The sequence below is a fragment of the Synechococcus sp. UW69 genome (assembly GCF_900474185.1).
GTDB lineage: Bacteria > Cyanobacteriota > Cyanobacteriia > PCC-6307 > Cyanobiaceae > Parasynechococcus.
This window is the reverse complement of the sequence record NZ_UCNW01000009.1, coordinates 273446-288987: the sequence shown is the minus strand read 5'-3', so window position 1 is coordinate 288987 and position 15542 is coordinate 273446. Positions and strand designations below refer to the sequence as shown.

Here is a 15542-nt window from a genome sequence, read left to right as displayed (position 1 = left end):
TTCTCAGGAACTTAGGCAGGAACTCCAGCGGCGACCCGCACCAGGCGGACAACTCCTCGTTCGGCCAGCCCTTGAGCCACCTGGAATCCCATACGGCGGGTGTCCGGCTCATTCAGAACTCTGGGCATCCGTCGCAGCAGAAGTTCCGGTTTGAACCCCGGCAATGACTGCAACACCTGAATCAATTCTCGTACTGGCTCCAGTTGCATCAGTGGATCCGAGAGCCCTGGAGGCGTCTGGGCGATGGCGGAGGGTTGCAGTCGTTTGGGTAGACGTCTACCCAGGCGCTGCATCGTGGACCACCCCAGAGCGTCCAGTCTCTCCACGGCGGCGGTCACCAATTGATCCCGAAGCAGTCCCGCCTTGGGAGAGAACAGGAAGTCGAGCAGTTGGTCGAGTAGCGCTTCCAGGTCCAGTTGGGCCTGACTTGCAGCGCTAGACACAAGATTTTCCAGACGGGTCCAGCGGAAGGCATCTCCGTCGAACAGCATCTCCTTGAGGCTCTGACGTAATTGGGGATCTGGGTCTTCCATCAGCCGACGCGCGAAGTAGGGATACGCCGCACCGAGAATCTTGAAGTTCGGATCCACACTCAGAGCGATGCCCTCGAGGGTGACCAGTGACCGAATGATTAGGGCGTAATAGGGCGGTACCCGGAACGGGAATTTGTACATCACACCGGACATGTCATCAGTGACCGCTTTGAAATCCATGCGGTTGACGCCGGCTTCCAAAGCTTGGCTGAAGACCTTCTCAAAGGCCGGAACAATCGGTTCCAGGTTCACGTCTTCCGCCAGGAAACCAAGGGTGACGAAGTCTTTGGAGAGCTTCCCGAAGTTCCGGTTCACCAGATGAACAACCGCTTGAATCAAGCCCGTGCGTGACTCGCGGCTGACCTCGCTCATCATCCCGAAGTCGAGATAACAGAGGCGTCCGTCTTCGAGGGCCAGGAGATTGCCGGGGTGGGGGTCGGCATGGAAGAAGCCATGCTCCAGCAACTGTTGAAGGCTGCAATTCACGCCCACCTCCACCATGTCGTCTGGATCGACACCGAGTTCCCGAACGGCATCCAGATTGGTGAGTTTGACGCCGTCGATCCATTCCATCGTCAGCACGCGGCGACTGGTGGCGCTGCGGTAGATCGTCGGAACAGCGATTCGAGGGTTGTGCTGATGCAGCTCAGCGAAGGTCTCAGCGTTCGAGGCCTCGTTGAGATAGTCCATTTCTTCGAACACCCGTCGCCCCAGTTCGTCGATCAAGGCGACGAGGTCGCTGCGGATCAGTCCGATGTTGCTGTTCAGCCAGGCTGCGATGTTGCGCACGATGTACAGATCCAGGGTGATCTGTTCGCGCAGGCCGGGGCGTTGCACCTTCACCGCCACCCTGGCGCCACCCTTGAGGGTTCCCTTGTGCACCTGTCCCAGGGAGGCGGCGGAAATCGGATCCCGGTCGAGCTGCTCGAAAATGTCATCCACCGGTGCCCCCAGGTCGTCCTCGATGCAGGCCATGGCCAGGCCGCTGTCGAAGCCAGGCAGTTGGTCTTGCAACTGGGCCAATTCCTCCAGCAGCAGCGGCGGGACGATGTCCGGTCGTGTGGACAGAGCTTGGCCGGCTTTGATGAAGGCGGGGCCGAGATCCACCAGCAGTTCTGCGCACTCGCGGGCTCGATCCCGGGCCCGTTGCTCGTCTTTCAGTAACTGGAAGATCCAGTCGAAGGCGACGCCCAGAAGCAACAGGCCGATGGGTACCAGGGTTTGCCAGAGCCGTCGGATCAGCCGCTGGGGATGGCCGGCATAAATACGTGTGATGGCGGCGGGGTCGTACTCGAGCAACCCCGCGGCTTCGATGAAATCCCCGAGCTCCTGCGCCATCAATTCATCGGGATGTCCGACACCCCTTCTAAACGAACCGAGCTGCCGCTACGGTCGGCATCATCACAGGGCTGGACGTGCTCACCGGTCTGCTGCTGCAGAACATTGCTCTGATCGAGAGTCTTGAACTGGAGTTCAGCTCGGGCTTCACGGTGCTCACCGGTGAGACCGGAGCAGGGAAGTCGATTCTTCTTGATGCCCTCGATGCGGTTCTCGGTGGAGCCCAGGGGGCCAGTGGTATTCGTCTGCTTCGCGCTGGGGTTGATCGAGCCAGGATTGAGGCTGCATTTCAACTCAGCCCATCCCTTGAACAGTGGCTGGTTGCGGCGGAGTTTGACCCTGAAGAGGAGCTCCTGATTAGCCGTGAGTGGAAACGGCAAGACGGTGATCGCTTTTCCAGTCGCTGCCGTCTGAACGGCAGCACGGTGAACCGTCAGCAGTTGCTTGAGCTCAGACCACTGCTGATTGATCTCACCGTTCAAGGCCAGACCCAGTTGTTGTCACGCGCTGGGCAACAACGTCTTTGGTTGGACCGTCTCGGTGGCTCCCCGTTGGCGGCGACTAAACAGCAAGTGGCTGATGCCTGGAGCAAATGGCGCCTGGCTGCTGATGCTCTGATGGCCCTCGAGCAGGAGCAGAAGCGTTCCGAACAGGAGCGGGCTGAACAGGAGGAGCAGCTGGAGCAGCTGCAGGCTGCCGATCTGGAAGACCCCGACGAACAGGAGCGGCTTGAACAGGATCAGGACCGCCTTGTTCATGGCGTGAGGCTGCTGGAGGGGTTGTCCGTGCTGTTTGGGCGTCTCCGCGATGGCGCGGATCAGGGGCCTTCTCTGCAGGATCATTTCGCGATGTGCATCCAGGAGCTGCAGGCCATGGCCCAGCTGGATGGTTCCCTTGAGTCCCTGCGGGATCAGGCTCTGGATCTCGAGGCTGGTGTGGATGCTTTGTTGCGTTCCCTCGATCAGTACGGTCTTGCACTCGAGAGCGATCCAGACCATCTCGAGCGGATCCAAGACCGCCTGTCGGTTTTAAAACGCCTGCAGCGCCGCTATGGCCTTGATCTGGCCGGTTTGATTCAGCGTCGAGATGACCTGTTTCTTCGTCTGGGTGCTGAGGGATTCGCGGCGGATCTCGCTCGCCTGCACCAGGACGAGAACGACCGACGCCAGACGCGTGATCAGGCCAATGCGGCGTTGCATCGCGAGCGTTCCAAGGCGGCGGCGGCTCTGGAGGCCTCGTTGCTGGACTTGTTGCCTCCCATGGGGCTGGCCAACGTGCGTTTCAAGGTGGAGCTCACCCCCTGTGATCCCGCTGAGCATGGCGCGGATGCTGTGCAGTTCCTGTTTTCTGCCAATCCCGGCCAGCCGATGGCACCGTTGACGGAGGTGGCGTCTGGGGGTGAGATGTCCCGTTTTCTGCTGGCGCTCAAGACCACTCTTGCCGCTGTGGATGGGTCCAGCACGCTGCTGTTCGATGAGATTGATGCCGGCGTCAGTGGACGCGTCAGTGGAGCGATGGCGAATCTCCTTCAGACTCTGGCCCGTCAGCGTCAGGTGTTTTGCGTCACTCACCAACCGCTTGTGGCAGCGGTTGCTGATCATCATTTCCGGGTCAGTAAGCATGTGGAGGATGGCGTGACCCATTCGCGAGTGTCCCGACTGCGGGACACCCAGGAACGTCGCCAGGAGCTGGCTGATCTCGCTGGTGGCGATCAGGCCGATGCCTATGCAGCCAGCCTGCTGGACCAGCGAACAGCTTGAAGGCTTCGGTTCTTCCTAAGCTTTTGGGCCATCCAACGGGTCCTGATGGCGCGAGCTGCTGCCAAGATCACTGATTCAGCTGACCCGCTGGCGATTCAGGACGACGTGATTCGGGTGAGGGGTGCTCGACAGCACAACCTCAAGAACGTCGACGTCACGATTCCCCGCAACAAGCTGGTGGTCTTCACCGGGGTGAGTGGCAGCGGCAAGAGTTCGCTGGCGTTCGACACGATCTTTGCGGAAGGGCAGCGCCGCTATGTCGAAAGTCTGTCGGCTTACGCCCGGCAGTTCCTAGGCCAGGTGGACAAGCCCGATGTGGATGCCATCGAAGGGTTGTCCCCCGCGATCTCCATTGATCAGAAATCCACCAGTCACAACCCGCGCTCCACGGTGGGCACCGTTACGGAGATCCAGGACTACCTTCGTTTGCTGTTCGGCCGGGCTGGCGAACCCCATTGCCCCAAATGCGGTCGCTCGATTAAGCCGCAGAGCATCGACGAGATGGTCGATCAGATTCTTTTGTTGCCGGAGGGAACCCGGTATCAATTGCTGGCGCCGGTGGTGCGTGGCAAAAAGGGCACCCACACCAAGCTGATCAGTGGCCTGGCGGCTGAGGGTTTTGCTCGGGTGCGCATCAACGGTGAGGTGCGCGAACTGGCCGACAACATTGAACTCGACAAGAACCACAGCCACAACATCGAGGTGGTGGTCGATCGCCTTGTGTCCCGTGAGGGGGTGCAGGAACGGCTGACAGATTCGTTGCGCACGGCTCTCAAACGTGGCGATGGTTTGGCGCTTGTGGAGGTCGTGCCCAAGAAAGGTGAGGAGCTTCCCGACGGCGTTGAACGGGAGCGGCTCTACTCCGAGAACTTCGCCTGCCCGGTTCACGGCGCTGTGATGGAGGAACTATCGCCGCGACTGTTTTCGTTCAACAGCCCTTACGGCGCCTGTGAGGCTTGCCATGGCATCGGGCATCTACGCAAATTCACAGTGGACCGGGTGATTCCGGATCCCAGTCAGCCCGTTTATTCCGCCGTTGCCCCTTGGGCAGAGAAAGACAACAGCTATTACTTTTCACTGTTGTTCTCGGTTGGTGAAGCCTTCGGCTTTGAGATCAAGACCCCATGGAATGAGCTCACGGATGACCAGCGGGATGTGCTGCTCAACGGAAGCCGTGAACCGATTCTGATTCAGGCCGATAGCCGGTATCGCAAGGGCAAAGGGGGATACACCCGCCCTTTCGAAGGCATTCTTCCGATTCTCGAGCGGCAGCTTCGCGATGCCAGCGGTGAAGCTCAACGGCAGAAGTTGGAGAAGTATCTCGAGCTCGTACCTTGCGAAGCCTGTGCCGGACAGCGGCTCCGACCGGAAGCCCTGGCTGTGACGGTCGGTCCCTATCGGATTCCAGAACTCACGGCTGTCAGCGTCGGTCAGACCCTGGAACGGATCGAAAAATTGATGGGCGTTGGTTCCTATGAGGGTTCAGAGCCTTTGTTGAGTCCCCGTCAGATTCAGATCGGTGATCTGGTGCTCAGGGAAATCCGTCTGCGCTTGAAGTTTCTGCTGGATGTCGGTCTGGATTACCTCAGCTTGGATCGTCCGGCGATGACGCTCTCCGGCGGTGAGGCCCAGCGCATTCGGTTGGCCACCCAGATCGGCGCTGGTCTCACAGGGGTGCTTTACGTGCTTGATGAGCCGAGCATCGGCCTGCATCAGCGGGACAACGATCGTCTCCTGAACACTCTGGTGAGGCTCAGGGATCTTGGAAACACCCTGGTGGTTGTGGAACACGATGAAGACACCATCCGTGCTGCAGATCACGTGGTGGATATCGGTCCCGGTGCGGGCGTCCATGGTGGCCACATCGTGGCCGAGGGAAGTTTCGATGACTTGGTTGCGAGCAGCGAATCCCTCACCGGTGCCTATCTGAGCGGCCGCCGTTCGATTCCAACGCCAGCAGAACGCCGCCAGAGCGGTTCACGTTCCCTCAAGCTGATCGATTGCAATCGCAACAACCTCAAGAACGTTTCGGTTGAGTTTCCACTGGGACGGCTGGTGTCCGTCACCGGTGTAAGCGGCAGCGGCAAGAGCACCCTGGTGAATGAGCTTTTGCATCCGGCTCTGGAAAACGGCCTGGGTTTCAAAGTCCCCTTCCCGCAGGGTGTTGGGGAGCTGCGGGGTCTGAAGTCGATCGACAAGGTGATCGTGATCGATCAGAGTCCGATTGGACGGACGCCCCGATCCAATCCGGCCACCTATACCGGTGCTTTTGATCCGATCCGGCAGGTGTTCGCTGCCACGGTGGAGGCGAAGGCCCGTGGTTACCAGGTGGGGCAATTCAGTTTCAACGTGAAGGGCGGCCGTTGTGAGGCCTGCCGCGGTCAGGGCGTGAATGTGATTGAAATGAACTTCCTGCCGGACGTCTACGTTCAGTGCGATGTCTGCAAGGGCGCTCGGTTCAACCGCGAAACCCTGCAGGTGAAATACAAGGGTTACACCATTGCTGATGTGCTGCAGATGACGGTGGAGCAGGCCGCTGAGGTGTTCGATGCGATTCCTCAGGCTGCAGATCGGTTGCGCACGCTGGTGGATGTGGGCTTGGGCTACGTCAAACTTGGCCAGCCGGCGCCAACTCTTTCGGGGGGTGAAGCCCAGCGGGTGAAGCTGGCGACGGAATTGTCACGGCGGGCCACCGGCAAGACCCTCTATTTGATTGATGAGCCCACCACCGGCCTCAGCTTTTATGACGTGCACAAGCTGATGGATGTGATGCAGCGGTTGGTGGACAAGGGCAATTCAATCATCTGCATTGAGCACAATCTCGATGTGATCCGTTGCAGTGATTGGGTTATCGATCTTGGCCCTGAAGGGGGTGACAAGGGTGGCGAGATTCTGGTGACGGGGACTCCAGAGGAGGTTGCCCAGCACTCCACCAGTCACACAGGGCGCTACCTCAGCCGGGTTTTGGAGCAGCATCCCCCTGAACTTCCCGTTCCCCTGGCGGCTTGATGGCTCGACTTCGGACACACCTGGTGGCCCTGGGTGTCGGCATCTCGCTGGCCTTGGCAGGGGGTCCCGCCTCAGCATTGGAGAGGCTGGTGTTGCGACTGCCGTTCCTGGAAACGGAGATCACGATCAACTTCGATGACGGCGAGTCCGCTGAACAATTGATCCAGTCCAGTCCGGATCTGCAGGATCTGGAACTGGCCAGTGGTGGCAAGTTGTTGCCGCTGTTGCGCCAGGTGTTCCTCACGCCACTGCCCTTGGAAACCAAGGCGTTGCTGGCGGGATCGACCGGTCAGCCGCTTCTGGAGCAGGCCCTCCATGCGGCGACGCAGGTGGTGGCTCTTGAAGGAGTTGAGCCGGATGTGAGCGGGCGCATGCTGACCGAGGCCCTGATTCGTGCTGAACGCCGGGGGCAACCCAACATCCTTGGTTTTTTGCGGGAGTTGCCGGGAGAACAGGCATCGATCGATCTATCGCGCCTCGCTGAGGTGGCCAACCGGCTTAAAACCAATCTTGAGGAGGGGGTTGCTTTGGCCCGTTCCGTTGAGCCCGCATCCGTGACGGCTGCTCTGCGGGGACCACTGCGGCCCAGTTGGTCCCGTGAGGTTGTTCAGGTGCCCGTGCCTCACCGCCCGAAACCTCTGCGGGTTCTGACGCTTCAGCCTGCAGCGCCTGGGAATGGTCGCTTGGTCATGATTTCCCACGGGCTCTGGGACGATCCGGAATCCTTTGAAGGTTGGGGCGAGGTGTTGGCTGCCCATGGCTACACCGTGTTGCTTCCAGACCACCCCGGCAGCGATCTCAATCAGCAGAAGGCGATGCTCGCTGGTGATGCGCCGCCACCGGGGCCTGAAGAATTGCGTCTTCGGCCCCTTGATGTGTCTGCTTTGTTGGATGCCATCAGTGCAGGGCGTTTTCGGCCAGGTGCCAACTTGAACACCGATGCCGTAGCGGTGGTGGGTCACTCTTGGGGAGCCACCACCACGCTCCAGTTGGCCGGTGGTGTTCCTGTTGATTACAGACTCAAAGCCCGTTGCAACGACCTCAAGGATCCGGAGCGAAACATCAGCTGGGTGCTCCAATGCAGTTGGCTGTCGGGGGTTAACCAAGCCGCTGTTGCCGATTCAAGGGTCAAGGCTGTTGTGGCCGTCAGTCCGCCCTTGCACTTGTTGTTTGACGGCAGTCGCTTGGAGAGCCTTCCGGCCAAGTTGCTGCTGATCAGTGGTACCCGCGATTGGGTGGTGCCTTCGGGTCCGGAAGCCATCACTCCGATGCGTGAGAACAAGGCCGTGCAGTTCGGTCACCGCTTGGTGTTGGTGCAGGGTGCCGACCACTTCAGCCTTCGTAGTTTTCAAGGTGAGCCGTCCCCCGCACAGGTTGGACCGGTCATCCTCGGCTGGATCAATGAGCAGCTTGAGGTGGATGGCGCGGTCACCTTCTCTGCGGGTGGTTGGGGTGACGAGCAGGGAAGTCTTGTTGATGTAAGCGACCGCCTCTGACATTGCCGGGTTGTTACATACAGCAGTTGGCATGAGTGCAGTTTCTTGAGCTCAGATCACCTGCGAGAGAAAGAGAGTCGGCTTTTTTTAGCTGTTTGATTTGCGTGCCTTCTAAGGTTTTTTTCATTTTTTAGCTCTTCTTCCGCCTCTAAAGAAAAACCAACGGCACTGAATCTGTGTTCCGTTGTTGTTTGTGAGGTGAGCGAATGGGGATCCGGTTGTTGCATCTGCATCTTCACGGTCTGTTTCGTTCCCATGAGCTCGAACTCGGACGGGATGCTGATACCGGTGGCCAGACGCTCTATGTCCTCGAGCTTGCGCGCAGCCTGGCGCAGCGGGCCGAGGTTGAGCAGGTTGATGTGGTGACGCGGTTGATTCAGGACCGTCGTTTTGATCTCGACTACAGCAAACGGGAGGAGGTCATTTGTCCGGGTGCCCGCATCCTGCGTTTCCCATTCGGACCGAAGCGGTACCTGCGGAAGGAGCTCCTTTGGCCCCATCTCGAGGAGCTGGCTGATCAACTGGTGGAACATCTGAGCCAGCCTGGCCACAGGGTGGACTGGATTCATGCCCACTACGCCGATGCCGGCTTGGTGGGTGCTCTGGTCAGTCAGCGGCTGGGCATTCCGCTGGTGTTCACCGGGCACTCTCTCGGCCGGGAGAAACAGCGTCGCCTCCTGGCTGGTGGTCTTGATCGCTCTCAGATTGAGCAGACCTATGCCATCAGCCGTCGCATCGATGCCGAAGAGCGCGCTCTGGCGCAAGCCGATCTGGTGATCACCAGCACCCGTCAGGAAGCTGATCAGCAGTACTCGCGCTACGGCCACTTTCAGGCGGCTCAGGCGGAGGTGGTCCCCCCCGGGGTCGATGCCACACGGTTCCATCCCCACGGTTCGTCGCAGGAATGCTCTGCTTTGGAAAGCCTGTTGCAGCCTTTCCTGAGGGAGCCAGATCGCGCACCCCTGCTCGCGATTTCCCGTGCGGTTCGTCGCAAGAACATTCCTGCGCTTGTGGAGGCCTACGGCCAGTCACCGGTGCTGCGGCAGCGTCACAACCTCGTGCTTGTGCTGGGCTGTCGGGATGACCCGCGTCAGCTCGAGAAGCAGCAGCGCGATGTGCTTCAGCAGGTGTTCGATTTGGTGGATCGCTTTGACCTCTATGGCCAGGTGGCTTATCCCAAACAACACAGTCGTGCCCAGATTCCCGCCCTGTATCGCTGGGCTGCCCGTCGTGGCGGGTTGTTTGTGAACCCGGCTTTGACGGAACCCTTCGGACTCACCCTGCTGGAGGCCGCGGCCTGTGGTTTGCCGATGGTGGCGACCGACGATGGGGGGCCACGGGATATCCAACACCGTTGCGACAACGGTCTTTTGGCAGACGTCACCGATCCTGGGGCACTTCAGGAAGCCCTGGAACTCGCCGGCAGTGATGCACCCCGTTGGCGACGTTGGAGTGACAACGGGGTGGAGGCGATCAGTCGCCACTTCAGTTGGGATGCCCATGTCTGCCAATACCTCGCCCTGATGCAGCAAAGGATTCGTTCGTCACCTGTTCGAGCGTTGTCGGTGGTGCGGCGGCCCAGTCCTGTCTCCAGGCTCCTGGCGCTGGATCTCGACAGCAGTTTGGAGTTGCCGGAGGAAAGCTCCCTTGCACATCTGCGCGATCGGCTTCAAGCCGAACCCTTTTCCGCCTCGACAGGGTTGGTCATCCTTACGGGTCGCTCCCTGGCTCAGGCACGTCAGCGCTACCACGAGTTGCACCTTCCCGATCCCAAGGCCTGGATCTGCCGGGCTGGAACCGAGATCCACCATGGTTTGGATCGCGCAGCGGACCCCGTTTGGGCGCAGCGGATCAGTGAGGCCTGGGATCGCGATGCTGTTCTTGCAGCGATGGGTCACCTGCAGGAACACATTCAGCTTCAGGACCTTGATCATCAAAGTCGTTTCAAGGTCAGCTACTTGTTGCGTGCCTCCAACCGTGGGTTGATCGGGTTGGCCCGTCAGCGCTTGCGGCGCCATGCTTTGCAGGCTGAACCCCAGCTCCGCTGCCACTGGTTCTTGGATGTTCTGCCGCAGCGCGCCTCCCGCAGCGAGGCCATTCGCTTCCTGGCTCACTCTTGGGGGCTCCCCCTGGAGCGGGTTCTGGTGGTGGCCAGTCAGCAGGGGGATGGAGAGTTGCTGGATGGTCTACCCGCCACGGTTGTGCCTGCGGATCACGATCCTTGTTTGTTGGGTCAACGGTCTCAGCAGCGGGTTTATGTGTCGAAACGCCCCAGTGTTGGAGCGGTGCTGGATGGCTTAACCCACTACCGGTTTTCAGGCAGCCGTTGATCCCGGGATCACGGTTATACAGGCGGCTGCCCTGTCGGCCTTGGCTTGTGCTTCCTTCCGATCTCCTCCCCTTGCCAGTGCCACACCCATCCGCCGACCAGGGCGGGCCGTGGGCTTGCCGAACAGCAGCAATTGGGTGTCAGCTTCCGTCAGCGCTTTTTCGACCCCTTCAAAAGCGACGGAGTCCATATTCGTTTGGGCCAGGATTACTCGGCTGGCGGCGGCATCAGCTGCCGTGATGGTGGGGATCGGCAGGCCAAGAACGGCACGCAGGTGCAGTTCGAATTCGCTCAGGTTTTGGCTGATCAATGTGACTAGGCCGGTGTCGTGGGGGCGGGGAGACAGTTCCGAAAAGATCACCTCATCACCACAGAGGAAAAATTCCACACCGAAGAGACCTGCACCGCCGAGGTTGTCGGTCACCGTCCTGGCCATGGCCTGGGCCTGATTCAGTTGCTGTTCCGTCAGTTGGGCGGGCTGCCAGCTGCACTGATAGTCCCCTCCTTCCTGTTCGTGGCCGATCGGTGCACAGAAGAGGGTTTCGCCGTTGCGCTGGCGAATGGTGAGCAGGGTGATTTCCAGATCGAAGCTGAGAAATTCCTCAACAATCACTTGGTCTGAGGTGCCGCGGGCGCCGGCCATGGCGATATCCCAGGCTTGCTTCAAGTCTTCAGGGCCTTTCACCACGCTTTGGCCTTTGCCCGAGGAACTCATCACCGGTTTCACCACGACGGGCCAGCCCAGAGGTTTCGCTACCTCTGTGAGTTCCTCAGCATTGGAGGCATAGGCGAATCGGGCCGTGCGGAGACCGAGTTCGCCGGCTGCCAGGTCGCGGATGCGGTCTCGGTTCATGGTGACGGCCGTCGCACGGGCCGTTGGAATCACGGTGATTCCCTCCTGTTCCAGTTCCGCTAACGCATGAACTGCGAGCGCTTCGATCTCCGGGATCACCACGTCGGGCTGGTGGCGCCTGACCACTTCGAGCAAGGCATCGGCATCGGTCATCGGCAGCACTTCCGCCATGTCAGCCACTTGCATTGCTGGAGCACCTGCATAGCGATCACAGGCGATCACCCTGCAGCCAAGTCGCTGGGCAGCGATGGCCACTTCTTTGCCCAGTTCCCCACTGCCCAGCAGCATCACGGTGCGAGGAAACGACGGCATGGTGATCTTTGAATGGCTGGCCGCATCATCAATCAACGCAAGTCCTGAGACTTTCCGCAGCCTGGGAGTGCAGGGCTCGATGTGCCGCTACGTCAAGGATGAGTTCTTGATGGAGTCCAGTGCTTCGGGCGACATTGTTGGCGGTTCTCGCTGGGGGATGTCTTCAGCTCGGGGCGGCAAGAGCCAGGCCTGCTGATCCCATTCCACCGGTTGCTCCTTGGCTGAGTGATGCAGAGGCGCTGGCTTTACTGCCGGCTGCAGTCCGCTCGCGTTCCAACAAGCAACTTGTGTTGGATCGCTCAAGCCGTCAGCTGATCCTGCTGGAGCAGGGCCAGCTTCGTCTGCGTGTGCCTGCCGCTGTTGGCACGCAAGGTTGGGAAACCCCTGTTGGGGAGCATCGGGTGCTTTTCAAGACGGTGGATCCCGTTTGGAGGCATCCAGGCACCGGTGTTTTGGTTCCCCCCGGAGGTCGAAACCCCCTGGGATCGCGCTGGATTGCCTTTCATCAGGACTGCTCCAATCCCGGTGGTTGGGATGGCGAGAAAGTGGTGCAGGTTCGAGGCTGCTCCCACGTCGGCTTGCACGGCACTCCCCATCGTTGGACTGTCGGACGGGCCGTGTCGCATGGATGTGTGCGTCTTTATGACGAACACATCCGCAGGGTGTTTGAGCTTGTGGAGGTGGGGACTCCCGTGGTGGTTTTGCCTTGATGCCCTTTTTTTGATGCCCAGTGCATCAAAAAAGCCCTGGGACTACCCAGGGCTTGTTCGACGTCTTTTGTCGTTATGCCGTCAGATCACCAGAGTCCCTGAACGGGAGCAGCTGGAGCGGGCTCAGGGGCCTTGGCGGTGTAGGCCTGGATGCAGGCCGGAGTGTTCATGTACCAGCTGAGCAGAGAGGTGTCCTTGTGGAAATCACCTTTCACGTCAGCATTGCAGACCTTCATGGCACCTTGCAGGCGCTGATCGGTCGGCAGCTTGGCCATCATTCCGTAGCTGGAGAGCTTGCCATCTTCAGCATCGAGAATGATGGCGCTGCGTACGGCCTGCAGATCGTTTTGCTGGCTGTAGTACGGGTGATAGTTGCCGTTCAGGCTTGCTTTCAGGAAGGCCTCGCCCTCATCTGAATAGAGGAATTCAGTGACGTCAGCAACGTCGACGTCGTACTGCTTCTCCAGACCCACTTCGAGTTCTTCACGGGTCCAACCGGACAGATTGCTCAGATCCTGAGGAACGGGATTGGAGACCTGCTGTTTGCCACCGATGGGCAACAGAACGTTGGAGCGAACGAAACCGTTGGTGACGGTCCGGGCGGTTTGTTTTGGGGCGGCGAAGCCAGGCAGTCCAGCGGCGGCGACCATCAGGCCGGCACCAGTGAACAGAAGTGCTCTGCGCATGAGCTGCGTTTGATTTGCACTTCGAACCGTCGCGAGACCGCCGGCGGAGTGGCCCGGAAGCACAGGGTTTTTTTCCTTTTAAGAGAGCGTTAAGGAAAAATGAGAATCCTGTCTTTTCTCTGACGAAAGGGACAGTGTCTTAAGGTTCTCTTCCAATTCTCATTTTGATTGTTTGCTGGGTCTGTTTGCCGCGTTGCTTGTACCGATGTCGGGTGTGGTGACCCAAGGCGTCGAACCAGACCACCCAGCGTTGGATATCGCCTGCCGTGTTGGTCGTCCTGTGCGCGCGGCACATGATGGTGTTGGTCGGAGTCGCTGGACATCCACCCACGGATGGACGTTCCATCTTGCGGGCGATGGGATTAAGACCCGCTACAGCCATCTCAATGCTGGTGCCCCCGCAGGTTCCTATGACCGCGGTCAGATCATTGGTCTTTGTGGGAATACGGGTCGCTGGTCAACCGGACCTCACCTTCACTTTGAAGCGGAACCGCTGCATTTCCTCGACGCGCTTGAAAGTCCCAGTGCTGATCAGCTGAAATCGATGGAGCAGACGCCTCAGTGGCGTCAGCGTTCAGTGGAAGCGAGCCGCTGAGGGCTCAGTTCGAATCGGCGTTGTTGCTCTGACGACGCACTTCTCCGATCAACCACACGCCCATGAATCCAAGCGACGACACACCGAAATAGATCAGCACCCAACGCAGAACCCGATCGGGATCAGCCGCTGCGCTGGCGAGTAGCTCAGCGGTTTTGGCAAGCAGGTTTTCCATCAGTTCTGAAGATCGGGGATCAGCGTGAGTTGGCGAACTGGTGATTCTTCGTTGACGAATCCCCAGGCTTCAAACACCTTGGGATCGGGATGGGTGATGCGCTGCTCTGTTCCATGCCGTTCCAGATGGAATCCTTCGCTGGACATGCGCCGCATCAAACTGGCGGACTCTTCAAAGCGGGCAGCCATCGCTTCGAGGCTCGAACAGTCAGCTGTGAGACCGGATTCACGCCAGGTGAAATAGGTCATCCTGCCTTGATGCCTCGAAAGCACAATTTTAAGGCATGTAAGCTGCAGAAAGCTTTCTTGACGGATATAAAAATCTTTTTTTTACTGTCTTGTTGCCTCAAATCCGATCTTCACTTGGTTTTTGTTCTTAATCGCTACTTTTATTTTTGATATGTCAATCGTTTTTATTGATGACGACTCATTATTTGAAAAGAATATCGATAAAAGTAACAAATGGAGTTGCTGCGCTGTAAAGGTCATTCAAAGAAGTGCTATCACTTCTCTTATTATTTTCATGCCTGATCATGTTTCTGAGCTGGCTCAGTTATTCATGAACGTCAGACACTTAGAGTGTCTAATTTAATGTGTTTAAGTTGAATAATTATCACATTGCTGCGGAGATTTTCAGGTTATCTATCACTTCAGCTGTCTCGCTCTTAGGGATGTACCACCACTCCTACAAAGACCAGCCCTGCCGTCACCAGCCAGAACGCAGGCACCACGCTTCGTTCATCGGTGCCTCCCAGCTCAAAATGGTGATGAAGTGGCGCCATGCGGAAAACGCGTCGGCCTTGTCCATCAGGCCCTTTCGTGGCCTTGAACACCCAAACCTGGATGATCACGGAGAGGGATTCAGCCACGAAGACGCCTCCCATCACCAGCAGTGGCCAAAGACTGTTGGACAACAGGGCGACACCACTCAGGGCTGCCCCCATCGCGAGGGATCCGGTGTCGCCCATGAAGGCTCGAGCCGGGTTTCGGTTGTGCACAAGAAATCCCAGCCACGCCCCTGCCATGGTCATGCAAAATCCAGCTAGGGCGGGATCTCCACTGTCCCCTCGCAGCATTAGCTGAAGCGCCAGACCCGTAAACACCAGAGCTCCACAGCCGCTGGCCAGACCATCCAGGCCATCGGTGAGGTTGGTGGCATTGCTCTCCGCCAGAACAACAAACAGCCCCAAAGGCCAGATCAGGATCCCCAGCGGAAGTTCAAGGCCCAAAGGCAAGGCAATGCTGCTGCTGATCCAGCCCTGCCAGGCTGCGACGACCAGAAAGATAAGGGCCGCAAGGGCCTGCAGCAGCAATTTCCCTCGCGCTGTCAGACCTGTGTTCGTGTGTTTGGTGAGGCTGCTCCAGTCATCGACGCCGCCGATCAGCATGAATGCCAACGTCAGCGAAGCCAGGCTGAGCAGTTGTTGCGATGCCACGGAGTCCCGCGTGATCAGGCTGCCGAGAATGACTCCGACGGGAACCACGAGCAGACCCCCCATCGTTGGCGTTCCCGCTTTGCTCCGATGGGATTCCGGTCCCTCTTCGCGGATGAACTGCCCCATCTTCAAGCGACGCAGAAGCGGAATGCCTAAAGCTGCCGTAGCGGTTGCGCAGACCGTTGAAATCAACAGAGGCAGGCTCAGCTGCGCATTGGGGATCCATTTGTCGGCTGCAAAGCTGGTCGCCAAGACCACCAGCATGAGCAAGCTGGCACTAATCGAGCCGTTCTCCCACCAAGGACGATGGA

Annotated in this window: 13 protein-coding genes; 7 read left to right on the top strand and 6 right to left on the bottom strand. The window is 59.0% G+C overall.

All coding sequences use genetic code 11. The annotated features are described in order from the left end of the window. Nucleotides 1–11 precede the first annotated feature (11 nt). Nucleotides 12–1871: an AarF/ABC1/UbiB kinase family protein gene (locus tag DXY29_RS09080; protein WP_115024705.1), complete on the bottom strand. Its 1860-nt coding sequence runs from the start codon at nucleotides 1869–1871 to the stop codon at nucleotides 12–14. Between the two features lie 77 nt (nucleotides 1872–1948). Between DXY29_RS09080 and recN the strand changes: the two genes are divergently transcribed. The 4 genes from recN (at nucleotide 1949) to DXY29_RS09060 (ending at nucleotide 10466) form a co-directional block, all read left to right on the top strand. Beyond that, nucleotides 1949–3631 (top strand): DNA repair protein RecN, encoded by a 1683-nt coding sequence (gene recN / locus DXY29_RS09075; protein WP_115024704.1) that lies wholly within the window; start codon nucleotides 1949–1951, stop codon nucleotides 3629–3631. A 45-nt stretch (nucleotides 3632–3676) separates the two neighbouring features. Then, nucleotides 3677–6640 carry an excinuclease ABC subunit UvrA gene (gene uvrA / locus DXY29_RS09070; protein ID WP_115024703.1) on the top strand — a complete coding sequence of 988 codons (2964 nt, stop codon included), beginning with the start codon at nucleotides 3677–3679 and terminating at the stop codon, nucleotides 6638–6640. Continuing rightward, nucleotides 6640–8136, top strand: coding sequence for an alpha/beta fold hydrolase (locus tag DXY29_RS09065; RefSeq protein ID WP_115024702.1), 1497 nt, complete (start codon nucleotides 6640–6642; stop codon nucleotides 8134–8136). The genes uvrA and DXY29_RS09065 overlap by 1 nt, the downstream gene beginning before the upstream one ends. A 206-nt stretch (nucleotides 8137–8342) precedes the next feature. Beyond that, nucleotides 8343–10466, top strand: coding sequence for an HAD family hydrolase (locus DXY29_RS09060; protein WP_115024701.1), 2124 nt, complete (start codon nucleotides 8343–8345; stop codon nucleotides 10464–10466). On the opposite strand, the gene purT is transcribed toward DXY29_RS09060, so the two are convergent. Continuing rightward, entirely contained in the window at nucleotides 10452–11630 is a 1179-nt protein-coding gene (purT, locus tag DXY29_RS09055; protein WP_115025023.1) for a formate-dependent phosphoribosylglycinamide formyltransferase, read from the bottom strand. The genes DXY29_RS09060 and purT overlap by 15 nt on opposite strands. On the opposite strand from purT, the gene DXY29_RS13530 reads away from it, so the two are divergent. Further along, nucleotides 11629–11826 carry a hypothetical protein gene (locus DXY29_RS13530; protein ID WP_170952166.1) on the top strand — a complete coding sequence of 66 codons (198 nt, stop codon included), beginning with the start codon at nucleotides 11629–11631 and terminating at the stop codon, nucleotides 11824–11826. The genes purT and DXY29_RS13530 overlap by 2 nt on opposite strands. Then, a complete protein-coding gene (locus DXY29_RS09050) occupies nucleotides 11768–12340 on the top strand; it encodes a L,D-transpeptidase (protein ID WP_244279361.1) in 573 nt (190 codons plus the stop codon). Before DXY29_RS13530 ends, DXY29_RS09050 begins: the two co-directional genes overlap by 59 nt. An 86-nt stretch (nucleotides 12341–12426) precedes the next feature. Here DXY29_RS09050 and DXY29_RS09045 read toward each other — a convergent pair whose 3' ends face one another. Further along, complete coding sequence (locus tag DXY29_RS09045) at nucleotides 12427–13026, bottom strand: alpha/beta hydrolase (protein ID WP_115024699.1); 600 nt, start codon at nucleotides 13024–13026, stop codon at nucleotides 12427–12429. A gap of 172 nt (nucleotides 13027–13198) precedes the next feature. Between DXY29_RS09045 and DXY29_RS09040 the strand changes: the two genes are divergently transcribed. After that, the gene (locus DXY29_RS09040; RefSeq protein WP_115024698.1) at nucleotides 13199–13621 is read left to right on the top strand and encodes a M23 family metallopeptidase; all 423 of its coding nucleotides are present in this window, start codon (nucleotides 13199–13201) and stop codon (nucleotides 13619–13621) included. Between the two features lie 4 nt (nucleotides 13622–13625). On the opposite strand, the gene DXY29_RS13525 is transcribed toward DXY29_RS09040, so the two are convergent. The 3 genes from DXY29_RS13525 to mraY form a co-directional block, all read right to left on the bottom strand. Then, nucleotides 13626–13796: a hypothetical protein gene (locus tag DXY29_RS13525; RefSeq protein WP_170951220.1), complete on the bottom strand. Its 171-nt coding sequence runs from the start codon at nucleotides 13794–13796 to the stop codon at nucleotides 13626–13628. Continuing rightward, a complete protein-coding gene (locus DXY29_RS09035) occupies nucleotides 13796–14044 on the bottom strand; it encodes a hypothetical protein (protein ID WP_115024697.1) in 249 nt (82 codons plus the stop codon). Before DXY29_RS09035 ends, DXY29_RS13525 begins: the two co-directional genes overlap by 1 nt. A gap of 416 nt (nucleotides 14045–14460) precedes the next feature. Continuing rightward, nucleotides 14461–15495, bottom strand: coding sequence for a phospho-N-acetylmuramoyl-pentapeptide-transferase (gene mraY, locus DXY29_RS09025; RefSeq protein WP_244279379.1), 1035 nt, complete (start codon nucleotides 15493–15495; stop codon nucleotides 14461–14463). Between the last annotated feature and the right edge of the window lie 47 nt (nucleotides 15496–15542).